Here is a 25,306-nt window from a genome sequence, read left to right as displayed (position 1 = left end):
CTCAAAATGGAGAGTAATGAGAAGACGCCATGCCCAAACTTGAACCCATCTTTCCCACGCTCAAGTCTGCGACTGCTTATAACGAGTACGTTCGCCAAGCCGTCCAGGCGGCTCTGAATGATCCCCGCCTCGATATTCCACATGAAGAGGCCAAGCGCTACTTTGCCCTCAAACGCGCCACTCTGCTGCAGCGCGCGGCACCCAAATAAGTCGCTCACGAAACCTCGCCAAGTACCGTTCAACTCAGACGAACGAGGGTCCCTGGGATATCCTCCCAAGAACCCCCTCTCTGCAGCCTAACGGAATAGAGCCCTGACCCGCTGATGGGCATCCGGGAGGTTGGACCTGAGCAAATACTCGTTCAGCGCCAAATAACCGTGGACATTGCACGCATCCTTGACAGCGTGGGTCAACTCCGTTCTGCCGATGAGCCCCGGGTAGCACCCCAGGGCCATGCGGCGGCCATCTCTTTCGACAAGCATGGGATTTTCGGGTACTCCTCCTTCAGAGCAGTAGAAACCGTCCAACTCAAGGCTGGCACGCAGTTGCGATAATGTAGCAGTCTGTACGTCGGGTGGAGAGCAATGCGGTTCCTCACCGTGTACTGCATAACGGAGAAGAGATGCGCCGAGCTTCCTATCCAATCGGTCCTGGATGTGCTGATTGTGGAAGTGATTGAGGCATTCGGTACATGAAGTGTCACATGTGCAGCCTTCCAGCAGTGCGAGCGTGGCCTCTAGTATCTCCGGTAGGTTGCGGGCCGCGACTTCAGCATAGCCCGCACCACCCGAAAGGGTGTCATACAGAAAGAGGTCCAACATCCGAGCTTCGTCCTGGAGGGCTGGGACGACCCGGAAACCGGAACCGAACTCTGCGGGGTCGAGGTCCAATTGCCTGTGGCGGCTCGCGGCAAGCCGGAGCGCCTCAGCGATCGTATGAAGTGCGTCCTCAAGTATTCGCAGAGCCACAATGTCAGCAGTGTCGGTGACGAGTGGGGTTGCAACCTTCAGCCTCAGCAGCAATAGGTCAGTACGGAAGTCATGGCCAAGAAGTACGCGCCGGAACTCCCCAGAGCATTGCTCTGGTGTACCCAACGGGCCAAGGTGTCTGTATGGGCGTTTGTGCCCCCCCCCGACCGGTGAGGATGGATCGAAAACCGAGGCGGCCCCGCATTCAACGCAAACAGAGAACCCGCCGCCCTGACCTCCCTCCTTGCCCCAGTTGACAGTCACGAGTCTTTGGTTGGTTGCGTGGGTAAAGCTCGCGTTCGGCCCGCACCGTCTGAAGGTGAATGCCTCCGGGTCGACGGGCTGTGGGAATTGGGCCATCGTAGCGAACGTGATCTCCTGCTCGCGGTCGTCCTCAGGAAGTTCCCTAGCGCCTTCGGGGCCAAAGACCTCAGGTTGGATCATCGTCTCTTCCCTCAGCACTCCTCCGCATACTGGGCACGTGCTGTCGCTCCCACCCAAGGCCTTATGGGGATCGCGGACGAAAGAGCACGCCTCGCAATGGATAAGCTTTTTGGGTTTCTCAAAAAGCGGCCTAGCTCGGTTAACCTCCCCAGCCGGGAGGTCGGCGAACACGCCTCCAGACCGGTAGGTCTTCTTGTCGATGACGATCAGCCGCCCTGGAGCATATTCGCTTAGTGCCTGTGAAATCGACTGCTGCGGTCGCTGGACGGTGCGGATCTCCCAGATGCCTTTGGAGTTCTTCTCATTCTTTTCCACCAGGAAGCTGCAAAGGCTTGTGGGAAATGCATAGCTCGGCAGGAGGCCGTAAAAGAAAAGGAATTCCAGGAATTCCTCCTGCTCCAATTTCGCTCCTACGTTCTCGGTAACCTCAGCTTCGTCATCCTCTCCACCGTTATCCAAGGTGATAGGTGGTGGAACGTCCGCACCGAGTTGGCGCAGAGTCGCTAGGAACTCCTCTACTATCTCTGCAAGCCACTCCCCTGGAGTGCGCCCACCAGTGTCAAGGGATGGGGGAAGCCAGGCTGCGATGGAGGCCCGAAGGTCACCTCCTGCATCTAGAACTCGGCACGACACCCAGTCCTCAAAGCCTTCAAGGTTAAGCCCGGTGTCCAGTGCGCCGTGGAAGAACTCTCGGGTCGGGCCGAGCGCCTTTTCCAACATTGACGTTTTCTCGCCTGGACCCTGAACGCCTTGCTCCATGAGTTCGTGGAAGAACGTTTGGATCAAGTAGGCATGCACATGCCGGCGGGCGATCTTAGCGTTACCCACCTTGACCTCGGGCGTACGCGGCGGTCCAGCCACTATGTGCTCGGGGTTCAGGAAGTAATGGCTGTCGTGTGGTCCGGTCTGGGAGTATGTCACCACGGTCGAAACAGAGGCGCCGCGGCGGCCCGCGCGGCCAGCCCTCTGCTGGTAGTTCTCTCGCTGGGGAGGTACGTTTCTTAGAGCCACCGCGACGAGGGAGCCGATGTCGACGCCTACCTCCATGGTGGTGGTGCAACTGAGCACATCGATCGGTCTATCGGACTCCTCGATGAGGACATCTTGGAATCTTAGTTCATAAAGCTCTGTTGTGGCGTGGACGCTACTACGGTCACGATTTGAAAGCTGAGCCGTGTGCTCCTCAACGCTGAGGTTTGAGAGCCGGGAGCCAGGGGCGAGGGCCTCTTGTACCGGCAGGCGCCAGAAGCCCTTACGAGCAGCAATATAATCACTCGTAGCAGGATCAACTGGCCTGACGCCTTCGTCCCCACAGGCAAGGCAGGTGCTCTCACCGAATGTGAGTGGCATGAGGGCGGTACAGTCCGGACACTGAGCCCAGACATGGGAGAGGTCGAGCCGCAGACGGAGGGAGTTTGGGGAAAGGAACCAAGCGCCGTCCTTCTCGGACGCTAACTGGCTGCGAAACGCTGCCTCGACGGCCTCGACGACGGGCTTCCCCCAGCCGGGGCGATGTGCAAGGGCTTCTCTGAAGGTGCGGTCAAACTGACCTTTGCTCCCCCAGCCTGGCTTGAAGTAACCGGCCGCTTTACGGCGAAGTGTTAGGTCGAAGGATGAGTCAAACGCGAACTCCCGAAGCAACGCGTCGATCCAAGCGACTGCGAGGGCGCGAACGTCCTCGTCCACGAGGTCGATACCTGCCATCTTTACGTCGCCCTTCAGTTTCTTGAGCTTTGACCGTGCGGGCTCGACGAAGCCTACTGTCGTCCCCGAAAGCGAGTAGTAGTTGCTGCATAGAAGTTTAAGTAATGCGATCCGGTATCGCGCGGGAGCCTCCGACGGAGCAAACTCGTCGTCAAAAGCTTGTCTTAGGTCACTGCCACAATCGCGTTCGAACTCGGCGCGGTCGGTGGCCACCTTCTTCGCATCCTGGCCGTCGAAAATAGGGAGGTCGTGGTCAGAGAGAACGGACAGGAAAGCGAGATAGAGATTCTGGTTCGGCCGCGGCTCCTGTGAAATCGCCTCCAATCGCGCACACGCTAGTGCCACAGCCTGCCTGAATACGTCGAGTTCGATGTCCCTAGGGATGTCACGTGCCAGCCGGGCCGCCTTCTGGCGGCCATCGGAGAATATAAGCACCTTCCGACCGCCGTTGGGATGTCTGGCATCGATGGCTCGACTGGCCGGCTGGCGGGCCATCTGCGAGCGGACCAGAGTGGTGAACGGAGCCTCGCCTTTAGTCACGTGGTCCATTACTTTGGAGGGCTCGTCCTTGGAGCTTCTGGTTCTACGCATGCAGACAGGGCATTCGTCGAAGGATATCTCTGAACCGGCTGTGACCTTGTCGGGCACGCACACCTTGCGATAGCCCGAGGCACCCGGGGGACACATTGGAGAAAGACGCCCAGTAGGGATGTGCAGCCACATTTCCTTGTTGCGGCTGCGTGGGTGGACACTTTCCTCGACTAGGATTTCAATGGGAATGAGGTCGACGGTCCCTCCCTCAGACAATGGACCGCTCGGCTGGTGCCAGACAAAGTCCATGTCTGTACTCACGTATCCGCGGATGAAAGCGGCTCCGCAGTCACGATGGGTGAGCAATTCGTAAACCCTTCCCTTCGACACGCAGCCACACTGATCCAGGGGCTTTGTGTGAAGGCGGCCCAGGATGGTGGGGGCAGCGTGCCCGCCAAGCCTCTCCGAGCATTTGGGATCCACACAGGCGTGGAGGCCCGGCAGGCCCCTATGGAAAAGATGCAAGCGGGCTGGGACCAAAACGCGACCGTCGGAACTCCGCCGGGCATAGCTGCCAAGGGCAAGTAATGTGTCGGCCGCCCGCGCCGCTGTGTCCGGCGAGCATCCGTGGAAGAGTGCTTCGCTTAGAGCGTCTAGCCTGGCAGCCCTGCCTGATACCTTCGTGATCAGTTCCTCAAGGGGGCCGAAGCCCATCAGGCTCTCAAAGAGCCAGTTCCGGAACGATTCATGGTCGCCTTCGGACGGTACACTCCATCCTAAGCCGGCAGCGAGGTCCGTCACCGCCGCGCGCGCAGAGTCCAGGTCGTTGGCAGCGTTCTGGAAGGAGCCCAGATCGAAGGTGGCCAGCACCTCAGCTTCCTCGCACGTGGCTAAGCGCGAGGGATGACGCGGTTCCGGAGTGCCTTGGATCACCCTAATACACCTCGGGGATGTTTCCGACAGCCCGGTCAGATCACGGGCGAAACGCTCGCCGTCTTCAACGGAGGTCGGACCTGAGCCAAGGCTCGCGCTGGTAAGGATGCAGCGCATACGCTCGCGCGGAATCTCTAGGCGTGCACAGAGGCGCCGGATGAGGAGCGCAACCTCCGCGCCGCCTGCACCCCTGTACATATGCGCCTCGTCGAGGACGAGAATAAACTCGTTTCGATGATCTGCCTTGAGCCAGTCTCTGGTCTGCTCGAAGATGCCGCGTTCGATGGGGCGCATGAGCATGTATTCGAGCATGGAGTAGTTGGTGATGAGCAGTTCGGGACAATTCTGCTGCATCTCGTACCGGGTCATGAGTTCGCGGTCGCCGGGTTGCGTATTCAGCCGGCCGCCCCAGTTGTTTGCGATGTACTGTTTTCCAGCTTTCTTCCCCGAGGAGTATGTTTTGGTCTGGGCCAACCCGTGCCCATAGAAGGCATCAAGATCCTTGCTGGGCCAACGACCGATGCGCTCCAGTTCCGTCTGGACGACCGGCCTCTCTGCAACCTTGCGATAAAACTCCTCGAAAAGTGGCTTGATGAAGTGTTCATCTCGTACGGAGGTCCTGCGTCCTGGGTATGGAGTCCGACCCGTATAGCTTCCGAAACGGATAGGCTTCGACCTTCCCTTTGAAAGAACCTGTGCTGCCTTGGGATTGCCGAGCAATCGCCGGATACGTGCAAGCTGATCGTTGACCAGGGCATTCATTGGATACAACAGCATCGCCCTGCAGCCCGGAAGCGCTGCAGACTTGGGCCTTTCCGCACCCTCGATCGCCAGCTTACCGATGACCGGCATAAGGAAGCTTTCCGTCTTGCCCGAGCCGGTGCCTGTGGCCACAACCAGGTCGGCTGCTTCATCGCCTAGGAAGGATGCGAGTGCTTGCGACTGGTGTTCGTAGGGGCGGGGGTAAAGACCAACACCCATCCCCGCAAGTTGGGTCAGCACATCGGCTGCCGCCTTGGGAATTGGTAGGCTACCGTAGGGATCTCCCACCTTGTAGACCGGAGTGGCCTCCACATAGGGGGTCTGGGCGATAGTAGCATCCTTCCGCAAAAGCGCATGGCGCTCCCTGACAAGGGCCTCGTCGCGGATGTGATACTGGGCTTCGATGTATTGCCTAAGACTCTCAGCAAGACTCTTCGCTGTTTCGTGGACCCCCACCGCCTCAACCCTCTTCGACGTCACGCTCATCTTTTCCCTTTTCTCTCATCAATCAATGCGCTCGTCCAACACGATCCCAAGCCCCTCGAACGCTCTGCGCACGATCGGCAACATTTCCGAGGGGAATACGTGATAAGTCACTCCAGGATGCTCTCCTTCTGGAGCCGGAACCTGCCAGCCGAGAAGGAGTACTCGGGCTTCCCTTTCGGGCAAGCGGCGTACTAACCGGAATTTGACTAAGCCTTGCGATATGGAAGCCTTAACTCTGATGGGGCGATTTATCTGAGCATCCAGGTGGAAGCGAAGACGCCTTGCATCCTGGGGTCCAATGTCGGCCAGCCTCCAAAGACGCCCACGAATAAATTCACCTATGAAATATGAAGACGCCTGCCCAATGCGCGACTTACAGAGGAGAAGTCCACTCTTGTCCACAGGTAGATCTACAAGACTGACCCATTCACGGAGCAAGTAGGCGGAGGCCTCGCCCATGTCATTTGGCGCGTCTGCTAACCGAGCAGCGGTTTCGGCCAGTAGCCGCACGGACCATGCTTCAAGGCCTTCAGCAGGCGCTCCGATCCATTCGTCTGCGTTCCACAGATCAGCCCAGTCTACGCAGGTGATCGGCTCCACGAGCCGGCCCCTCCCCGCGGCCCTAGCCGACACCGCTATCGTTTGAGGGAGAACTTCCATCGGGCCACCTCCCAGCAACACGGCCAGATCGTCGCCTGCCCGCACTGCATGTGCCGGCGCCGCAAGCCACCTCCCACCTTCGAGCCTGACCATGTCTCCCAGTTCGGCCAAGCTATCCAGTACGGTCATCACTCCTGAGCGCGTTTCCTCCTCGTCGCCGACAAGGTCTGGCCACAGCGACGCCAGCCTGCGTCGCACCATGCTGGTAAGGCGGACAGAGGCGGAGGGCTCCCAGGCGCCATGTCCGCCCGCAGGGGCGGAGCTCAGATGCGACACCGCCCGCAGGCACTCTGATATGGCCGAGATCCGGAGGCCCTCCCCTACCAGCCTGCAGCGCATTCCCGCCGCGACGATCTTTCGCGCCCGTTCACAGGACGCCGCCTCCCACTCCATCCTCACCCCCCTCAAATCGCCACTTCGGCCCGCCGTGCGGCCAACTCGCGGTCAGTGATGCGAGCGATCTCCTCGGCGGGTCCGCCCATCGCCTTGGCCCAGGGAATAGCCCACGAGACCAGCAGCGAATGGAGATCATCTTCTGGAGTCCCGCCAGGCATCGCTCTGAGGATCGCATATACGCGGTTGGCCACGCGCCTCCACAACTCGCCCCCCTTGAAGCCGGTCTCCTCCAGAAGCTCACCCAATTCCCCTGCTGCTGGCATGGGCGGATTGGTATCTAGGCCTTCGAGCTGCTCCCAGGCATCCTTTTCAAGGCGGCCAAACATCAATTGGGGTAGTTTGGCAGACACCCCTCGCATCGGAAGCACATCCGTATCAAATACGGGCCCTAGCTCGGCAAGCATGCCACCATTAGGGAATGCGGCTGGCCCCTGCGCCCAGGAGGCGATTAGCGATAGGCATCCGTAGCTAGACCTAGAGAACTGGCGACGAACGACGACATCCCGAAATGCGGCGCCGTAGACCTCAAAAGCCGAAAGATTCGCCCCCTTCAACAGTAAGCAACCCGACGACTCCGAGACGGTTTTGATGCAGTCAGAGGCAGCCTCGTCGGAAACTAGCCCGACTGGCACCCGCCACTCATGGTAAACCGGACCGCCGATGGCCGCTGCCACGGCATCAGCCACCACGTCAGCTAGCGAACCTGAGAACTGAACCATCTGGCCAGCGATAAGGGCGGCAACCGTCTGTCGTGCCGTGGCTACCGCGGCTCCTTTCGCAACACCGGCTGAAAGAAGATTCGATGCGACCATAGCGCAGCACTCCCCGACGGAAAGAATGCCGACGAACGGACCTTCCAGCTTGTTCGCAAGCAGTCTGATCTGCTTCTTTGTTTCTGCCCCCGTCTTGCTTCCAGTCAGGATGCACTCCAAGGCAGCCACTCGTGCCATCAGGTCTCCAATGGCCTCGGCGGCCCCGGTCCAATCGGCTTCTCGAGCCGAAATGCCAGCGACGGTCGCCTTCAGCGCTGCCAACTCAACTGCGCCCCCATCCCATCCTTCTCCGCGTGCTACCAGAGCCCGCACACTTTTCTCAAGGGCATCAGTCCGAGCTTCGGTGGCGATGATGGCTTCAGCGACCTTCTTGCTGGCAGTGTCGAGTTCATCGGCGGCCTTCTTGATTGTCCCAGAACGTACCGATTCTGCATCTAGCGCAGCCCACAGTTCGGCAATCGCATTGGAACTTCGGGTAATGCTCCCAACTGCGTCCTCCACACTTCTGGCTAGGGAGACCGAGGTAACCTCAAGCCGTCCAATGCGCTCGGCTATATCCGCAACAGCCTCTTTGGTAACTCCAAGGTGACTCTCGATTTCTCCAAGACGGACTGGCAGCCCGTCAATCATCTGGTCACGCACAAGAACCGAGGCAGGGCGAAAACGTTCGAGCACCTCCGCAGCATCAGGATGGTCTGGAAAGCCGCTAAAAATGAACAAGCGCTCCATGTCTTCCCTGGCGATGTTTGGGAAGCTGTCGGCTAGCCCCTTCAAGAAGGTGGGGACTGCGTCGGGGGGCGGCGTAGAGTTGTCGAGTTGTGGAAACGATTTGCCGAACCGATACCTAGCCCAAGCATCCCAAAGGAGGGAGAAACTCTTCCAGTCGAACGTTTGGCTTGGCTGCGGATGGATTAGGTGCCCGATTAGACGCTTCTGCTTCTCCTTCAACTCGGCCGGCGTACCCGGCCTGAAACCCTGGACCCGTGGTAGGCCGTCATAAACAATCCTACGCAAGTCCTGAGGAATCTCCTCGATGAATTCAACGACTGCGGCTTGTCCCAATGCGGAGATCCGCTCTTTGGCCTCCTGGCTGTATTGGTAACTCATGGCGGGGTCCCTTCCCCAAAGTGTTTAAGTTCGAAGCCGCAGGCGAGGACCTCCTTCACCAGCGAGCGGTAATGCGGGATGAGCGGTGGTTCTGGTCTGGTTACAGCCAACGCCCCAACCAGCGCGACGTCGTCCACATGCATGGCGTTGGGCACGGCGAGCCGCAGTTGGAGCATGAAACTGAGCAGCCTGGACCGCAGCGCCGGGGGGAGTTTCCTCTGGACTCCCCCCGTGGTGACACATTTCGAGGAGCTTGCAAGATGCAAACGTCCAAAGCCGCCGAATTCAATTTCCACATAGCATACTGGGTCGGCTAGGACAGATGTCAGTTTGGCCAACACGTCTGGAGGAGGCAGTCTCATGTACCGATTGTGAGGAGACGCATCGCCCCCGGAGGAGAGCGTAGTTACACTGCGTCCAGACGGTCCATTAACGAGGAGTTTCCCCGACGCACCCGGTGGCATCGACAGGTATTCCAGCAATAGCCCTTGCGTCCTAGCCTCTGCGGCAATCTCAGCACACCTACGCTGGTGCAGGGAAACAACGCGACATACACCTTCCGGAGTCACGAATGCAAGCTCAACAGATGGATGCTCCTGGGAGCGCGCTGGGCGGATGGAAAAGGAGAGAAACTCCTTAAGGTCAGGGTTGTTCGCATCTGCCACCTTGACGAAATCCGCACCATCAGGCTTGAGTGCAAACAACGCTGGCGACCGTTCTACTCCTACGGCTGTAAGTTTTACAGATGCGCCTTGGACCTGCATGGTCGGTCCTTGGTCCAGTGGTCCCACTGGAACCATCTTCGCTGACAGCAGAACCATGCCAGACCTAACACACTCGACCACATTGATACTTGAGTTTCTTGTCAGAAACGGCCAAATGGGAATGATAGATGGTACGGGAGGCGCTATGGGCAGCCCGGTAAATGAGTGGAGCCAAGCGGTACATTCCGGAGATGGTTCATCGGGAATGGTCATTAGGGCCAAGCTCCATCCATGCCGGCTGCGTAACCTACTTAACACCAGTTCATCGGGAAAATCAGGGTCAACGGGCTTCTTCCACAGCATGGCGAAAGTCTCAGAGCACCTCAGTTCAATTGCCCTGGGGAAGCCCCTGAGCCCACCACTCCCTAAAGCAAAGGCAGCAGCGCCTAAAGCGGGTAGACCCGGACACACTCTCTCCACCCCCGCAACAAACGAGGGGTCGGGTTTACCGCTAAAAGAAATGATACGGTAAGGGGCCACCGAAAGCTCGGCAGAAACACGGCGGCTATTCTGCATACCGCGCATATTGAGCGTTTGGATCCTTCCCCCCACGTCCAGCGAGAGAGTGGCTGGACATTTACGGCAAGGGGGAAGCGCCAATTCAATCGACCACCCATCGCGGTCTGACCCCGTAGGAATCAGCAGACGGAGTTCCATCTTCTGCTTTTCCGACGAAACGGAGGCTTGGCCTTGGGCATGCTGTCCGTAATGGCTGGGAACAAAATTCTCGCATTCAGGCGTCCCCCATCCACGCCAATGGGCAAAGTGCGGCTTATTGATTATCCCGGAGCGGTGACTGACTATTGTCTTGCAGACCGGGCACACATATTGGCTCCACCTCGTGGCCTCAGTCGCCGATTCCAACTTGCCTGTCACCTTATTGATGGCGTATTCCAACCGACCCCCGAATTCTTAGAGTTGGCAAGCTCTCTGTGATATCTCTGCCCTCTCAATCTGAGTACGCAGGATCTGAGCTTGATCTCCAAACAAGCGAATAAGGTTCTCTGACTTCCAGTCTCGATAATCAGGCATACGTTTCGAACGAGGAATCATCCACCTCTCCATTGCCTGAGCAGCAATATCCTTTGCTGGCAACAGTGAAGTAAGGTCTGGTTGACCTTTCCCCATCTGTAGGATCTTGGTCGCATTGGTAGCGAGTTGACAGATAAAAACCTCGCGCTGAATACCATGCCGCATCATATCCTGCTTAAACCCGAGTGCAGATAGCGCTGCCCGAGTAGTTCGTAAGCGCCAGTTCGGCCCCTGTCCGAACCCATGCTGGTCTGCATAGTTATGATCAATATCGCGCAGGTAGTCACGCAGTTCCACGAATAAGTGGTCTGGAATGTGGAAATGTCCCCACCCCCCCGTGTAACCGATGGATTTGAGATATTGAATTCCGTCGAGATTCAATCGGTTATAAACTGATGACCTTCCCATCGACGATGTTGTCGTAATTGCTAGTAGACGTGCTTTTTTCTGTTCCTGAGAGATAACCCCAGTCGTATTGCCATAAGTATTTGCAAAATCATCATAAAGATCGCGACTGCGAAGCAAAGAGGCTATCAACTTCCCACCAAGAAGAGCATTGTAAGGGGGAAGAGCCCCCAGGACATATGCATCCATTACATTAACGAGTCGAGCACTCCTCTCTTGCGAATCCCAACCAATAAAGTTGTCTCGTACGGCAAGATTGAAGACAGGATCTCCAATGGCAATAAGCCCCATTAGCTTCCCATTATTTTCATCCCAGACAAGGTAACGAAGACGCCTACCGAATCCGTTTGAAACGGGAACAGACCACGATAACGTTGCAAGTCTGAAGAGGTCTCCGTGTAAGGTTCCAGAGGAAACGCGCTCAAGAACGGGCGATATTTTTTCTGGTTCAATATCCCTACCTGATGCAAAGAATCGCATCAGTTTTGCCCCCTTAAGAGACACAAATTTTTGGTTTGCCGTAAGCCGTTCTTCTCGTTGTGCACGATGGAGAGAACGGATCGTATCTTTACAATTTCCTGGGGCCTGCAAAGCCCCATCTTCGGATTTAGTAAAACCGAGGGATTGCAGGTGCTCCCGCAATTTTCTTTTTAGATTAGCTTCTCGCGAGTTAACCCAAACAACATTCGCATAGCCCTTTGACATTTCTCGCCTTGTTTCCCACTCAGTTTGGCCCAATTGGCACTCCACCTGCAGGACTCTACTAAAGCCTCCAAAGAATGGTGGAGACAATGGTGCCCCTGAAGTTGGAGACATTTCGGTCGAGACAATGGACTGACCCGGCTCCTGTAGGCATTCCTGTCTTATGATTTTAGCATAGGAGGATGTCCATGAGCACACCGCGTTTCACCCCAGAATTCAAAGAGGAAGCCGTCAAACAAGTCACTGAGCGTGGCCACTCCGTGGCCGAGGTTGCCGCTCGGCTTGGGGTTTCTAGCCATAGCCTGTACAAGTGGGTGAAAGCTGTCACCCCGGACAACTCTGAGAAGCAAGCTGCTGAACTGATCGAAGCCAAGAGCGAAATCCTTCGCCTGAAGGCGCAACTGCGTCACACGGAAGAAGAGCGCGATATTCTAAAAAAAGCCACGCGGTACTTTGCCAGGGAGTCCGAGTAAGGTACCGCTTCATGAACGAGCATCGACATACCTGGCCGCTGACGACCATGTGCCGTTTGTTGCAAGTTGCGCGTGCCGGCTTCTATCAATGGCTACACCGCCCCGAATCTGATCACGCCAAGGAAGATGCCAGATTGCTGGCGTTGATTCGCGACTCCTGGCGAGCCAGTGGTGGGGTGTATGGGTCGCGTCGAGTTCTGGGTGACCTGCGCGAGATCGGTGAGGCATGCGGCAAACACCGTGTTGCCCGAATCATGCGGCAACACAGTATCAAGGCTCAGCGCGGTTATAAGGCACCACGGCCTATTGCTGGTCGCCCTTCCTTGTTGGCCCCCAACCATCTGAACCGCGAATTCACGACATCACAGCCTGACCAAGCCTGGGTAACGGACATTACCTACATCCGCACCTGGCAGGGCTGGCTTTACTTGGCGGTGGTGATCGACTTGTTCTCACGCAAGGTGGTGGGCTGGTCAATGAAGCCTAGGTTGAACCGCGAACTGGCGTTGGATGCCCTGCTGATGGCGCTGTGGAGGCGCAAGTCTACTGGTCGCATGCTGGTCCATTCAGATCAGGGCTCGCAATATGGCAGTGATGATTGGCGCCGATTCTGGACTGTCCCGGGTACCGTAGACAAACTCCCGCCTCACGCCGAGGCCCGCTCAAAGGCCTCGGGACTGATGCCAAGGGAAACGAACGAACCAGCCAGATGTAGCGACTTCCGCAGGATCTATTCAACAACTTTGAAGAAAAGTCAGATTTTTTCAGGAACTCTGCACCTCTTCAGCTTCGTGACAGGCACCCAAAAGGGAGAAAAGCCTTACTTGGCAAGGGCAGTAGTTTTCACTAACTTTGCCTCCCTACAGCCTGGCGGCGATCCCGCCTGTGCCCATCAACTCAGAGCCTGCCCGCCATGGCTCCCAGGAGACCATCATGTCCCAGTCCTACCTGATCCGTTCCGTCGAGCCGTCCGACGCCGCCGCCATCCACCGCATCAAGACCGCGCCGGGCGTTTATCCCGATACTTTGCAGTTGCCGCACCAGCCGCTGTCCGTCACCGAGAAGCAGCTGAATGAGCGGCCGGCCAACATCCATCAACTGGTGGCCTGTGCCGATGGCGAGGTGGTCGGCTCGGCCGGACTGATCGTCAACGAAGGCATGCGGGTGCGCCACAGCGCAGACCTGTTCCTGGTGGTGCGCGACGATTGGCAGGGCAAGGGCGTAGGCGGGGCCTTGATGCGCGCCGTCGTCGATCTGGCCGACAACTGGCTGGGCCTGATCCGCATCGAGTTGAAGGTGATTCACGACAACGCCCGCGCCATCGCGCTGTACGAGAAGTTCGGCTTCGAGTACGAGGGCCGGCTGCGCCAGGAGCAGCTGCGCGCCGGCAAGCTGGAGGACGTGCTGGTGATGGGCCGGCTGAACTGGCCGCGGAGGGCTGAGGCATGAACGGCTATCGAATCCGCCATGCGGAACCGTCCGACGCCGAGGCCTTGAACGCGATGTTCGGCGATCCCGCCGTGTTCGGCACCCTGTTGGGCCTGCCTTGGCCATCCTGGAGCAAGCGGCGCGAGTGGCTGCAGAAAAACGAGCATGGCAGGGTCGTGCTGGTGGCGGTCGACGGCGACGGCCGGGCGCGGGGCTGGGCCGGATTGATACCGTCGGGCCGCGAGCGCCGGCTGCGCGCGGCGGAGCTGGGCATAGGCGTCGACGCCGGCCTGCATGGCCAGGGCATAGGCTCGTTGCTGATGGCGGCGGCGCTGGAGCAGGCCGACGACTGGCTGGGCCTGCGCCGCGTCGAGCTGACGGTGTTTTCCGACAATGCCCGCGCCCAGCGTCTGTACCGCAAGTTCGGCTTCGTCGAGGAAGCCAGGATGCGCGCCTACGCGCTGCGCGACGGCGCCTACCACGACGTGTTGGCGATGGCGCGCTTGCGAGGGGAGGGGGAGCGATGAGCGAATTCCGAATCCGCCACCTGGAGCCAGGCGACGCGGCGGACCTGAGCGAGCTTTACGGAGACGCCAGCGTCTACGGCAATACGCTGCAACTGCCCTATCCATCGGAGTGGAAGCTGGGGGCGAGAATGGATGGCCTGCTGCGAGCCGGCCGCTATCAACTGGTTTGCGAAGCGGACGGGGACAAGATGGTCGGCAGCGCCGGGTTGTGGCGTCTCGATGATGAGCGTCTGTCGCATATCGCCGGCCTCGGCATCGTCGTTCACCGCGGCTGGCAGGGGCGCGGCGTCGGCAAGCTGCTGATGGCGGCTTTGCTCGACCTGGCCGACAACTGGATAGGCTTCGAGCGGGTCGAATTGACGGTCTATCCCGACAACCTGGCGGCGCAGGCCTTGTACCGCCGTTTCGGCTTTGTCGAGGAGGGGCGGTTGCGCGCGCACTCGTTCCGCAACGGCGCCTACCACGATGCCTTGCTGATGGGGCGCTTACGAGGCGACCGAACCTGAGCTGAAATAAAAAAAGCGCCGTGGACCAGAAGGTCCGCGGCGTTTTTTTCTTGCCGGCAGGCGGCGATTACTTCTGGGCCGGAGCCTGTTGCTGCACTTGCTGTTGGGACTGGCCTTGCAGCTGGGCATCCATGCGGTCGCGCATGGCTTTCATATTGTCGTTGCCTTCGCCGGCGATGGCGGCGCCGGACAGCAGGATCAGGGACAGGGCGGCGATGGCGGTTTGCTTCAGCATGGTGGTTTCCTTTCAGTGTGTGGATTGCCAGCTTTCGCTTATGCATCAAAAATATTGATGTCTTATTTCGAGTATCGCTGGCTTCTTGTTACGGATCCCATTCTAGGACGGACATCTCTGCGATAAAATCGGAAAGAACCGAACAATACGTTCAAAAAAATTGAATCAGGTATGGCAATGAAACTGACTCTGGAAGCGATCCAGGTGCTGGATGCGATCGAACAGCACGGCAGCTTCGCCGCGGCGGCCGAGGCGTTGTTCAAAGTGCCGTCGGCGCTGACGTACACCGTGCAGAAGCTGGAGCAGGGCCTGGGCGTGGCCATTTACGACCGCAGCGGCCATAGGGCGCGGCTGACGCCGGCCGGCGAGCGGCTGCTGAAGGACGGCCGCCACCTGCTGGATGCGGCGCGCCAACTGGAACTCAGGGTCAGCAAGCAGGCACAGGGCTGGGAGGACCGGCTGCGCATCGTGGTGGGCGACTTGATCGGCTTCGAGCAGCTGCTGCCGTCCATCGTCGATTTCGACCGGCTGCAGTCCGACACCCGCCTGCATTTCATCCGCGAAAGCTTCGGCGGCATCTGGGACGCGTTGTACGACGACCGCGCCGACCTGGTGATAGGCGCGCCCAACCAGCCGCCGCCCGGCGACTACTTCACCCGCAATATCGGCGACTACGATTTCGTGCTGGTGGCCGCGGCCGGCCATCCGCTGGCCGCGGAGCCGGAGCCGGTGCCGCCGCACGCGCTGAGGCGCTATCGGGCAGTGGCGGTGGGCGATACCTCGCGCCGCTTGCCGGCGCGGACCGGCGGGCTGCTGGAAGGACAGCAGGTGCTGACGGTGCACAGCAGCCAGGCCAAACTGAAGGCCATCGTCGCGGGACTGGGCACCGGCCACCTGCCGCGTTCGCACGTGCGAGCCCATCTGGACAGCGGCGAGCTGGTGGAAAAAACCGAGGAGGAAAACGGAAGCTTCCCGCCGATGTGCTTCGCCTGGAAGCAGGAACAGCCGGGGCGGGCGATGCAGTGGTTCATCCAGCGCTTGGAGCTGGCGGTGGAGCGGGGCGAGCTGTACGTTTGAGGATGCCGCCGGCGGGCCGGCGGCGGGACTGCGATCAGCTGTTGGACGGGATGGAATTGTTCTGCGGAATCATCGGCGCGGGCTGGCCGTGCAGCTGGGCGTCCATCCTGCCGCGCATCGCCCACATCACGGACAGGCCATCGCCGGCCATCACGGAGCCGGAAAGCGTCAAAAGCGCGAGAGCGGTGACAACGAGGGTTTTCAACATGGCTTTCTTCCTTGTTCTTGGCTTGGAATCAGGCCGCGTCAAGCCGCTGTGGGCAGGTGAGGCTGGTTTGGGCAGCAGTTTGGCTACGGTCTACCGCGCCGCGGCATGAGGCCGCGACGCTGATTTGCAGTGTAGACCTTGTCAGACACTTTGACGTGTGATCAGTTGTGAAAGATTTTTAAATCCAATAGTTTATGTTGATGTGTTGAGACTGCGCTAGATGTCTTGCCCTTCGACGATGCCGTCGTGGCTGGCCGCCTGGCGCGGCAAAATCAGGTTCAGGATGATGGCCAGCAGCGAGCACAGGCCGACGCCGGCCAGCGCGAAGTCGCCCAGTTTCAGCGTCAGGCCGCCGATGCCGGCGGTCAGAACCACCGAGATGATCACCAGGTTGCGCGGCTCCATCAGGTCCACCTTGGCCTCGATCAGCGTCTTCAGGCCGATGGAGGCGATGGTGCCGAACAAGAGCACCATGATGCCGCCCATCACCGGCATCGGGATGGACTGCAGCAGCGCGTTGAACTTGCCGAAGAAGGCCATGCAGATGGCGAACACCGCCGCCCAGGTCATGGTCACCGGGTTGAAGTTGCGGGTGATCATCACCGCGCCGGTCACTTCGGCGTAGGTGGTCACCGGCGGGCCGCCGATCAGGCCGGCCACGCACACGCCCAGGCCGTCGCCGGCCAGCGTGCGGTGCAGGCCAGGGCTGCGGGTGTAGTCCTTGCCGGTGACGCCACCGATGGCCATCACGCCGCCGATGTGCTCGATGGCCGGGGCGATGGCCACCGGCAGCATGAAGGCCGCCGCCGCCCAGTTGACTTCCGGGCTGTGGAAGGCGGGCGCGGCGAACCACGGCGCGGCGGCCAGCTTGGCGAAGTCCACCGCGCCGAGGAAGGCGGCGGCGATGTAGCCGACGACGACGCCGGCCAGAATCGGCACCAGCTTGAACATGCCGCGGGCGTAGATGGATACCACGATGGTGGTGGCCAGCGAGATGGCCGCCAGCAGCAGCGAGGTTTCATACGGCAGCACCTGTTTGCCGCCGGCCTGGCCCATCGCCATGCCGGAGGCTGCGGTGGCGACCGACAGGCCGATGATCATGATCACCGGGCCGATCACCACCGGCGGCAGCAGCTTGTTGACCAGCGCCATGCCGCGCCAGCGCACCACCGCGGCGAACACGAAGTACATGAAGCCGGCGGCGAACAGGCCGAACATGGTCGCGCCCTGGCCCCAGGTATGGATGGAGTAGATGATGGGGCCGATGAAGGCGAAGGAGGAACCGAGGAAAATCGGCACCTGGCGGCCGGTGCAGGCCTGGAACAGCAGGGTGCCGAGGCCGGCGCCGAGCAGCGCCATCGCCGGATTCAGGCCGGTGAGCAGCGGCACCAGAACCAGCGCGCCGAAGGCGACGAACAGGATCTGGGCGCCGGACACCGCCAGCTTGAGTTGTTGCATCATCATTCTTCCTTGTTTTCGTTTTGTAATCTTGTCGGCTTCACACGGCGCAATACATCACCGCCTGCGCCAGCGTGTTGTCCACATCGGCGGCCACCATGCTGCGGCTGCGGAAATCCAGCACCATCCGCTGTACCGCTTGATAGCATTCGTAGTTGGGCTTGGCTTGGTAATGGATGTCCACGCCCAGCCGCGCCGCCACTTTCTTCACCGTTGTCGGCTTGACGCAGACGTGCAGCTGCGGATCGAAGCAGGCCAGAAAACAGCTGACGATCGGCCACTTGGCGGCATTGGCCTTGGGGTCCATCCGCGCCATCGCCAGCGTGTCCACATAGGCGGCGAAGCTGTCCGGGCCGAAATCGTGCAGCACATCGCGCAAGGCCTGGATGAAGGGCAGGTTCAGGTCGCGGTTGTCCATGTAGTTGCGGAAGGCGATTTTCTCGAAGGTGCTGACCGTGGTGGCCAGCGAGACGATCTGGCGGCAGGCGTGCGTGGTATCCGCCAGCTTGCCGCTGGCGAGCGCCGCGTCCAGCTTGTCGCGGGCCAGCTCGCTCTGGCACAGCGCCTCGGCCTTGGCGTAGCTCTTGTGCCTGCGCGCCAGCGTCTGCCAGTCCGGGTCCTGGAAGCCGCCCGGGAAGCGGGCGAGGAAGTCAGCGTCTATCGCGGCGTAGCGGTCATCCATGACGTTCATCCTTCATCCTTGCGGGCTTGCAAAAAAGCCGCCGGCTGCGGGAGCAACGGGCGGCTGATCGGGATGCATGGCGCTCAGGCCTGCTTGGTGCCGAAGATCTTGTCGCCGGCGTCGCCGAGGCCGGGGATGATGTAGCCGTGCTCGTTCAGGTGGCTGTCCAGCGAGGCGGCGTAGAGCTGCACGTCCGGGTGGGCGTCGTTGACGATCTTCACGCCTTCCGGCGCGGCCACCATCACCACGGCTTTGATGGTTTTGCAGCCATTGCGCTTCAGAAGGTCGATGGTGGCGATCAGCGAGCCGCCGGTGGCCAGCATCGGGTCGATGATGATGGCGATGCGCTCGTCCAGGTTGCCGACGAATTTTTCAAAGTAGGACACCGGCTCCAGCGTCTCCTCGTTGCGGGCCAGGCCCACCACGCTGATCTTGGCCGAGGGCACCAGGTCAAGCACGCCGTCCAGCATGCCGATGCCGGCGCGCAGGATGGGGACCACGGTGACTTTCTTGCCCTTGATCTGCTTGACGTCGATCTTGCCGCACCAGCCGTCGATGGTGACGGCTTCCAGCTCGAAGTCGCGGGTGGCTTCGTAGGCGAGCAGGCGGGCCAGTTCCTGGGTCAGCTGGCGGAACTTCATGGTGCTGGTATCGGCTTCGCGCAACAGGCCCAGCTTGTGCTGTACCAGCGGATGATCAACGATGGTGATGTTCAATTTCGGCTCCCTACCTTGGCAAAAAGCTGCTTGCCGGGCGCGGCAAACAGCTTTCAATACATATGACAGCGGCAGCCGCAAGGCTGCCGTGGATGGTATGGGGCATCATTCTAACGCGGATGGCCTCCAAAACGCAAAACCCGGCCAGGGCCGGGCTGCTGGAAAAGCTTACAGGTCTTTCAGCAGGTCCTGCAGTTCGCCGTTCTGGAACATCTCGTACATGATGTCCGAACCGCCGACGAATTCGCCCTTCACGTACAGCTGGGGGATGGTCGGCCAGTTGGAGAAATCCTTGACGCCCTGGCGGATGTCGGGATCGCGCAGCACGTCCACGGTCAGGAAGTTTTCCACGCCACAGGCCTTCAGGATCTGCACCGCGCGCGAGGAGAAGCCGCACTGCGGGAACTGGGCGGAACCCTTCATGAACAGCACCACCGAGTTGTCGGCGACGGTCTGCTGGATATCTTGTTGAATCGACATGTATTGAATCCTTGCTGTTGGCCGGCGCTATTTCCGCCGGAAATACCCGATCATTTCAATAAGTTATTTTACGTGCGGGCGGCAGGCTGGTCAATTTGGCCGGCCTTGGTCTGCCACTGCGGCAGGAACAGCCGCACCTGGCCCTCGTACAGCGCGCGCCGGGTCACCAGCCGCGACACCGAGGCCGCCACCAGCGCGGTGGCCATCAGCGGGATGATCATGCCCGAAGTGTCGGTCATCTCCATCACGATGACGAAGCCGGTCATCGGCGCGCGCGTCATGCCGGCGAAGAAGCCCACCATCCCTAGCAGCACCACCATGGCCTGCGGCAGGAAGGGCATCAGTTGCGACATGTTCAGGCCGAAGCCGGCGCCGACGGCCAGCGACGGCGCGAACATGCCGCCGGGCACCGCGCTGATGTGGCTGACGAACATGCTGATCAGCTTCAGCACGCCGTAGTCCTGCAGCGCCGCGCCGTGGCCCTCGATGATGTCGCGGGCGCGGAAGTAGCCGGTGCCGAAGGTGCTGCCGTGGCTGATGATGCCGATCACGGCCAGCGCCAGGCCGCAGCCTGCGGCGAAGCGCACCGGGTAGCGGATGCGCCAGCCGTGCAGCGGGCCGGGCAGCCGTTGCGACAGCGTCAGCAGCACGCGGCAGGCCAGCCCGCCGATCAGCCCGCCGACGACGCCGCAAACGGGAATGGCCAGCCAGGCCTGCTTGCTGTCCATCGCCACGTGGACGATGCCGAAGTAGTTGTAGTTGCCGTTGATGGCGAAAGTGGTGAGGCCGGCGACGATCACCGACAGCAGGATGGTGGAGCTGGCGCGCATGTCGAAAGTGCGGCCCATTTCCTCTATGGCGAACACGATGCCGGCCAGCGGCGCGTTGAAGGCCGCGGCCACGCCGGCGGCGGCGCCGGCCAGGATGAAGCTGCGGGCGGCGCCGTCGTGGCGCTGCGCGGCCTTGCGGTTCAATGAGTACTTGATCGCCGCGCCCACCTGGACGATGGGCCCCTCGTAGCCGAAGGTGGCGCCGGAGCTGATGCCTATCAGGGTCAGCAGCACCTTGCCGAAGGCGGCTTTCAGCGTGAAGCAGTATTCGCGCAGCTTGTGCATGCCGGGCTCCAGCGCCGCGATGGACTGCGGAATGCCGCCGCCGGCGGAGCTGGGGAAGAAGCGGTGCATGATCCAGATCGCCAGCGCCAGGCCGGCCGGGGTGATCAGCAGGCTCCAGTACGGCGACGCGTCGTAGGCCTTGAAGAACAGGTCGTGCGACCAGTGGCTGCCCTGGGCGAAGACATAGGCCACCAGGCCGATCAGGATGGCCGCGATCCAGACCGGCACCTGGCGCCGCCATTGCGCGGCGGACAGGTAGAGATAGCGCAGGCGGCGGTTGACGCGCTGGCGCCTGGAACGGCGGGGTAGGTGGTCCTGCATCGGGCGGGCGGCTCCTGGGCGGCATGAAATGCCGGTTTTAAAATCATTCTTGTCTAATGTACTCCGAACGAGCCTCGAATACGAGCGCGGCCCGCCTGCGCAGGGCAAGCGGGCCGCGGTTCAGAGCCCTTGTTTCGCTTAGGCCTGGCTGCGTTCCAGGACTGCGGCGAAGAAGCCGTCGGTGTTATGCAGATGCGGTTTCAGCTCCAGGTAGTCGCCGCATTGCAGCGGGATCTTCTGCTCGGCCAGCACCTCGTCCATCTTCACCAGCCTGAAATCGGCGTGCTCGGCCAGGAAGGCTTCGACGATGGCCTGGTTCTCCTGCGGCAGCAGACTGCAGGTGGCGTAGACCAGGCGGCCGCCGCTCTTCACCAGCCGCGCGGCGGAGGCGAGGATGGATGTCTGCTTGGCGTTCAGCTCGGCCACGCTGTCCGGGTTCTGGCGGAATTTCAGGTCCGGGTTGCGGCGCAGGGTGCCCAGGCCGGAGCAGGGCGCGTCCACCAGCACGCGGTCGGCCTTGCCGGCCAGGCGCTTCACCTTGGAGTCGTTCTCGTGCGCCAACAGCTGCGGGTGCACGTTGGACAGGCCGGAGCGGGCCTGGCGCGGCTTGAAGTTGGCCAGACGCTTCTCAGAAACATCAAACGCGTACAGGCGGCCGCTGGATGACATCTGCGCGCCCAGCAGCAGCGTTTTGCCGCCGGCGCCGGCGCAGAAGTCCACCACCATTTCGCCGCGGCGCGCGCCGGTGATCAGACCCAAGAGCTGGCTGCCTTCGTCCTGCACCTCGAAGGCGCCGGCCTTGAACAGCTCGTGCTTGGACAGCGCCGGCTTGTCTTTCAGGCGGATGCCCAGCGGCGAGTACGGCGTGGCTTCGCAGGCGATGCCGTCGGCGTTCAGGCGGTCCAGCAGTTCCTCGCGCTTCATTTTCAGCGTGTTGACGCGCAGATCCAGCGGCGCCATCGACATCAGGCCCTGGCCCAGGGCCTCCACCGCTTCCGGCGTTTGCTCGCCCAGGCGCTCGATCACCCACTGCGGCAGCTCGGCGCGGATTTCCAGGCTGTCTTCCAGCGTCTTGCCCTTGACCGTGCCCAGCCATTCGCGCTCGCCGGCGCTGGTGGCCTCGGTCAGCTCCTTGACGTTCAGCTTGTTGAACTTCATCAGCGCCACCAGCGCCAGGCGGCGCGGCGTGGCCTTTTCCGGCGCGATCAGCGCGCGCAGCTGGATCAGGCGGCGCAACGCGCCGAACGCGGTCTCGGCGATCAGGTGGCGGTCGGCGCTGCCCAGCTTGTTGTGCTCGCGGAAATAGGCGGACAGCACGGCGTCGGCCGGGCGGTCGAAGCGGGTCATCTGGCCGATGACGGTTTCCAGGTGTTTCAGTTGGCTATGGCTAATGTGCATTCTTGTTCCGTATCGTCGGTTGCGGCGGCAATTCCCACTGCCGCTTGCCGTTCACATCCACGCGGATCGCTTTTAGCTCGATCCGCTTGTCCTTGTCGGCGCGAATGATGCGCACCGGCAAATTGGCGAAATCCGGGGCCAGCCAAAATTCGGTGAAGTCTCCGTCGCCCTGGGCGCGGAACACGATCACGCGCATCTTGCCGGCGCCGGTGTCGTAGTCGAAGGCGCCGTTCGGCGCCATCGGGTATTCGTAAACCTTCTTGGCGGTGGTGATCTGTATCGCCGCATGGCCCAGATCGCCGCCCTTCAGCGCCAGCTGGAAAGCCAGGCTGAACGCGTCCTGCGCGCCGGGCTTCAGCGGCAGTTGCTTGTCTTCGCCGCTGCCGTAACGCAGCAGGCCGGCGTCGTAGTCGAAGCGGGCGGCCTCTTTCAGATCCCCGCCGCGGAATGACTGCATGCTGTCCGGCCGCAGCCCCGACTTGCCTATCGTCCCTAGTGCAAGATAGCGCAGCTTGGGGCCGATGAAAGGACTGACCGTGATGTCCAGTTGGTAACGGCCCTGGCTGCGCTGCCAGTCCAGATCGCCGAAGCCGAGCATCGCGCTGTTCCAGTACCCTTGGTAGCGGATCTTGGCGGCGGCGGGGAGCTGCCGCAGCGGAGCGTCCGGGTGGATAAGGCCGGCCTTGTCCGCGCTGTTCTCGCGCGGCGCGCTTTCCGCGACCGGCGCGCTGGAGGCCTGCTCCGCCGCTGCTTGCCGCGAGGCTTTCGCCGCGGGTTCGGAGCTGGCTTGGGGCGCCGAGGCGGTTTTGGCCGCCGGGGCAGAGGCATCCGTTTTGGCCTGCTCCGCCGGCTTGGAGGCTTCGCGCTTGCGGGCCGGCCTGGGTTTCGGTTTTGGCTTCGCCGTCTCAGCCGGTTGCAGGCTCACGCCGGCGGCGGCCGGATCGCGCGGCGGCGGCGTCTCGTCCAGCCGCATCGCCTGCATCTTGACGTCTATCTTCTCGAGCCTGGGCTCGTCCGCCGGCGGCGCGCTGATCGCAGGCAGCAAGTCGGAGCCGAGCAACGCGAGGTGCAGCAGCAACGACAGGGCAAGAGCGATCAGCAGCAGACGGCGACGGGTCATTTAGGCCTTGCTTGAGGGTACGGGCGACAGCAGGCTGGCGGCGGCTCCCGGGCCGCCGGCCACCTTGCCGTCCACGACGGCGATCTCGCCGGCGGCGAAGCGGCGCACCGCTTCCGGGTACAGCTGGTGTTCCAGTTTCAGCACGCGCGCGGCCAGGCTGTCCGGCGTGTCGCCGTCCAGCACGCTCACCGCGCCCTGGGCGACGATGGGGCCGTGATCCAGCTCGGCGGTGACGAAGTGTACCGTGCATCCGGCCAGTTTGCAGCCCATTTCCAATGCCCGCTCATGGGTATGCAGGCCGGGAAAGGCCGGCAGCAGCGACGGGTGGATGTTGAGCATCCGGCCTTCGTAGCGGCGGGTGAAGCCTTCGGTCAGGATGCGCATGAAGCCGGCCAGCACCACCAGATCGGGCGCATGGGCGTCGATGGCCTCGGCCAGCGCGGCGTCGAAGGCCTCGCGGCTGGCGTAGGCCTTGTGGTCCAGCGCCGCGGTGGCGATGCCGCGTTCGGCCGCCCAGGCCAGGCCGGCCGCGTCCGGGCGGTTGGCGATCACCGCCGCGACGCGGGCGCCTGGAATGCCGGCGTCGACGATGGCCTGCATATTGGAGCCTCGGCCGGAAATCAGGATGACGATGTTTTTCATGGCTCTTGTCCGGAATGGCTTGCCATTCCTGTTCGTTGCGATTGCGCCGGCTTGGTTCAATCCGCCCGGCGATAAACGACAAGCGCCGCCGGCGGGGCCAGCGGCGCGGGGCGCTACTTGCGGAAAAGCCTCAGGCTATCTGGGTCTGGTGCTCGTCGCCCACGCGCTCGCGCACCTGGCCGATGCGGTAGACGGTTTCGCCGGCTTCGCGCAGCAGCGCCATCGCCTGTTCGGCGTGTTCCGGCGCCACCACCACCACCATGCCGATGCCGCAGTTGAAGGTGCGGTACATCTCCTGGATGTCCACATTGCCTTCGCGCTGCAGCCACTGGAACAGTTTCGGCAGCTGCCAACTGGCGGCGTCGATCTGGGCGACGGTGTTGTCCGGCAATACGCGCGGGGTGTTCTCTGTGATGCCGCCGCCGGTGATGTGGGCCATGCCCTTGACCGGCAGCGTCTCCATCAGCTTGAGCAGCGGCTTGACGTAGATGCGGGTCGGGGCGATTACCGCGTCGCGCAGCGTCTTGTCGCCGTCGAACGGCGCGTCCAGCTCCGGCTGCGCGCGGTCGATGATCTTGCGCACCAGGCTGTAGCCGTTGGAGTGCACGCCGTTGGAGGCCAGACCCAGCACGACGTCGCCGGCGACGATGTCGCGGCCGCTGATCACCTTGCTCTTCTCCACCACGCCGACGGCGAAGCCGGCCAGGTCGTACTCGCCGGCCGGGTACATGCCCGGCATCTCGGCGGTTTCGCCGCCGGTCAGCGCGCAGCCGGCCTGTTCGCAGCCGGCGGCGACGCCCTTGATCACCTCGGTGGCCTGGGCCACGTCCAGCTTGCCGCAGGCGAAGTAGTCGAGGAAGAACAGCGGCTCGGCGCCCTGCACCAGGATGTCGTTGACGCTCATCGCCACCAGATCGATGCCGACGGTGTCATGGCGGTTCCAGTCGAAAGCCAGCTTGAGCTTGGTGCCCACGCCGTCGGTGCCGGAAACCAGCACCGGCTCCTTGTACTTCTTGGAGATTTCCACCAGTGCGCCGAAACCGCCGATGCCGCCGAGAACTTCCGGGCGCATGGTGCGCTTGGCAAAAGGCTTGATGTTTTCGACCAGCGCGTCGCCGGCGTCGATGTCTACGCCGGCATCACGGTAACTGAGGGACGTGGTGTTCAAGATAATCTCGCTTTCTGCAAACTTGAAATATTTTTACATCAAGCTTTCGCCGGTGCGAAAGCACTGTATTTTAACTGAAAATCGG

The 25,306-nt window shown here is 61.4% G+C and carries 21 protein-coding genes and 2 pseudogenes; 6 read left to right on the top strand and 17 right to left on the bottom strand.

Going from position 1 to position 25,306, the window contains the following annotated elements; genetic code table 11:
• Positions 1 to 29: 29 nt before the first annotated feature.
• Positions 30 to 209 carry an antitoxin PaaA2 family protein gene (locus tag VL52_RS24550; RefSeq protein ID WP_144410238.1) on the top strand — a complete coding sequence of 60 codons (180 nt, stop codon included), beginning with the start codon at positions 30 to 32 and terminating at the stop codon, positions 207 to 209.
• An 87-nt stretch (positions 210 to 296) separates the two neighbouring features.
• Here the strand turns inward: VL52_RS24550 and VL52_RS12675 are convergent, their stop codons facing one another.
• The 6 genes and pseudogenes from VL52_RS12675 to druA form a co-directional block, all read right to left on the bottom strand.
• On the bottom strand, positions 297 to 5,828 hold the full coding sequence (locus tag VL52_RS12675) for a DEAD/DEAH box helicase (RefSeq protein ID WP_046157372.1): 5,532 nt from the start codon (positions 5,826 to 5,828) through the stop codon (positions 297 to 299).
• 18 nt (positions 5,829 to 5,846) lie between these two features.
• Positions 5,847 to 6,689 (bottom strand): Druantia-type antiviral defence protein DruD, encoded by an 843-nt coding sequence (gene druD / locus VL52_RS25760; protein WP_499679390.1) that lies wholly within the window; start codon positions 6,687 to 6,689, stop codon positions 5,847 to 5,849.
• 203 nt (positions 6,690 to 6,892) lie between these two features.
• Positions 6,893 to 8,764, bottom strand: coding sequence for a hypothetical protein (locus VL52_RS12665; RefSeq protein WP_046157370.1), 1,872 nt, complete (start codon positions 8,762 to 8,764; stop codon positions 6,893 to 6,895).
• A complete protein-coding gene (locus tag VL52_RS25235; RefSeq protein ID WP_200896011.1) occupies positions 8,761 to 9,831 on the bottom strand; it encodes a hypothetical protein in 1,071 nt (356 codons plus the stop codon). Before VL52_RS25235 ends, VL52_RS12665 begins: the two co-directional genes overlap by 4 nt.
• 462 nt (positions 9,832 to 10,293) lie before the next feature.
• Positions 10,294 to 10,404: pseudogene (locus VL52_RS25735) on the bottom strand (hypothetical protein); the annotation flags it as partial.
• A gap of 36 nt (positions 10,405 to 10,440) precedes the next feature.
• Positions 10,441 to 11,703, bottom strand: a complete 1,263-nt coding sequence (gene druA / locus VL52_RS12655) for a Druantia anti-phage system protein DruA (protein WP_200896010.1) — start codon at positions 11,701 to 11,703, stop codon at positions 10,441 to 10,443.
• Positions 11,704 to 11,855: 152 nt separating this feature from the next.
• Between druA and VL52_RS24010 the strand changes: the two are divergent.
• From VL52_RS24010 to VL52_RS12635, 4 genes and pseudogenes are all read left to right on the top strand, one after another.
• Positions 11,856 to 12,751, top strand: a pseudogene (locus VL52_RS24010) (IS3 family transposase); the annotation flags it as partial.
• 322 nt (positions 12,752 to 13,073) lie between these two features.
• On the top strand, positions 13,074 to 13,589 hold the full coding sequence (locus VL52_RS12645) for a GNAT family N-acetyltransferase (RefSeq protein WP_046157367.1): 516 nt from the start codon (positions 13,074 to 13,076) through the stop codon (positions 13,587 to 13,589).
• On the top strand, positions 13,586 to 14,095 hold the full coding sequence (locus tag VL52_RS12640) for a GNAT family N-acetyltransferase (protein ID WP_046157366.1): 510 nt from the start codon (positions 13,586 to 13,588) through the stop codon (positions 14,093 to 14,095). Before VL52_RS12645 ends, VL52_RS12640 begins: the two co-directional genes overlap by 4 nt.
• Positions 14,092 to 14,601 (top strand): GNAT family N-acetyltransferase, encoded by a 510-nt coding sequence (locus tag VL52_RS12635; protein WP_046157365.1) that lies wholly within the window; start codon positions 14,092 to 14,094, stop codon positions 14,599 to 14,601. Before VL52_RS12640 ends, VL52_RS12635 begins: the two co-directional genes overlap by 4 nt.
• A gap of 67 nt (positions 14,602 to 14,668) precedes the next feature.
• Here VL52_RS12635 and VL52_RS25230 read toward each other — a convergent pair whose 3' ends face one another.
• Positions 14,669 to 14,836, bottom strand: a complete 168-nt coding sequence (locus tag VL52_RS25230) for a hypothetical protein (protein WP_166440142.1) — start codon at positions 14,834 to 14,836, stop codon at positions 14,669 to 14,671.
• A gap of 177 nt (positions 14,837 to 15,013) precedes the next feature.
• Here VL52_RS25230 and VL52_RS12630 point away from each other — a divergent pair, with 177 nt between their 5' ends.
• Positions 15,014 to 15,913: a LysR family transcriptional regulator gene (locus VL52_RS12630; protein ID WP_052717357.1), complete on the top strand. Its 900-nt coding sequence runs from the start codon at positions 15,014 to 15,016 to the stop codon at positions 15,911 to 15,913.
• A gap of 34 nt (positions 15,914 to 15,947) precedes the next feature.
• Here VL52_RS12630 and VL52_RS25225 read toward each other — a convergent pair whose 3' ends face one another.
• From VL52_RS25225 to purM, 10 genes are all read right to left on the bottom strand, one after another.
• Entirely contained in the window at positions 15,948 to 16,121 is a 174-nt protein-coding gene (locus tag VL52_RS25225) for a hypothetical protein (protein WP_186009512.1), read from the bottom strand.
• Positions 16,122 to 16,337: 216 nt separating this feature from the next.
• A complete protein-coding gene (locus VL52_RS12625; RefSeq protein WP_144410241.1) occupies positions 16,338 to 17,579 on the bottom strand; it encodes a uracil-xanthine permease family protein in 1,242 nt (413 codons plus the stop codon).
• A 40-nt stretch (positions 17,580 to 17,619) separates the two neighbouring features.
• Positions 17,620 to 18,270, bottom strand: a complete 651-nt coding sequence (locus tag VL52_RS12620) for a hypothetical protein (RefSeq protein WP_235429289.1) — start codon at positions 18,268 to 18,270, stop codon at positions 17,620 to 17,622.
• Positions 18,271 to 18,344: 74 nt separating this feature from the next.
• Complete coding sequence (gene upp, locus VL52_RS12615) at positions 18,345 to 18,977, bottom strand: uracil phosphoribosyltransferase (protein WP_021476648.1); 633 nt, start codon at positions 18,975 to 18,977, stop codon at positions 18,345 to 18,347.
• A gap of 168 nt (positions 18,978 to 19,145) precedes the next feature.
• Complete coding sequence (gene grxD, locus VL52_RS12610; protein ID WP_046157362.1) at positions 19,146 to 19,457, bottom strand: Grx4 family monothiol glutaredoxin; 312 nt, start codon at positions 19,455 to 19,457, stop codon at positions 19,146 to 19,148.
• 68 nt (positions 19,458 to 19,525) lie between these two features.
• Positions 19,526 to 20,893, bottom strand: a complete 1,368-nt coding sequence (locus VL52_RS12605; RefSeq protein ID WP_046157361.1) for a chloride channel protein — start codon at positions 20,891 to 20,893, stop codon at positions 19,526 to 19,528.
• A gap of 138 nt (positions 20,894 to 21,031) precedes the next feature.
• Positions 21,032 to 22,285, bottom strand: a complete 1,254-nt coding sequence (locus VL52_RS12600) for an RsmB/NOP family class I SAM-dependent RNA methyltransferase (protein WP_200896014.1) — start codon at positions 22,283 to 22,285, stop codon at positions 21,032 to 21,034.
• Positions 22,281 to 23,411: a DUF3108 domain-containing protein gene (locus VL52_RS12595; protein ID WP_046157359.1), complete on the bottom strand. Its 1,131-nt coding sequence runs from the start codon at positions 23,409 to 23,411 to the stop codon at positions 22,281 to 22,283. Before VL52_RS12595 ends, VL52_RS12600 begins: the two co-directional genes overlap by 5 nt.
• A complete protein-coding gene (gene purN, locus VL52_RS12590) occupies positions 23,412 to 24,053 on the bottom strand; it encodes a phosphoribosylglycinamide formyltransferase (protein ID WP_046157358.1) in 642 nt (213 codons plus the stop codon).
• 130 nt (positions 24,054 to 24,183) lie between these two features.
• The gene (gene purM / locus VL52_RS12585; protein WP_046157357.1) at positions 24,184 to 25,221 is read right to left on the bottom strand and encodes a phosphoribosylformylglycinamidine cyclo-ligase; all 1,038 of its coding nucleotides are present in this window, start codon (positions 25,219 to 25,221) and stop codon (positions 24,184 to 24,186) included.
• Positions 25,222 to 25,306 lie beyond the last annotated feature (85 nt).

Origin of the sequence: Chromobacterium vaccinii, assembly GCF_000971335.1 — a bacterium.
Taxonomy (GTDB): domain Bacteria; phylum Pseudomonadota; class Gammaproteobacteria; order Burkholderiales; family Chromobacteriaceae; genus Chromobacterium; species Chromobacterium vaccinii.
Note: the sequence above shows the minus strand (reverse complement) of the source record. Positions and strands in the feature narration are given on the sequence as shown.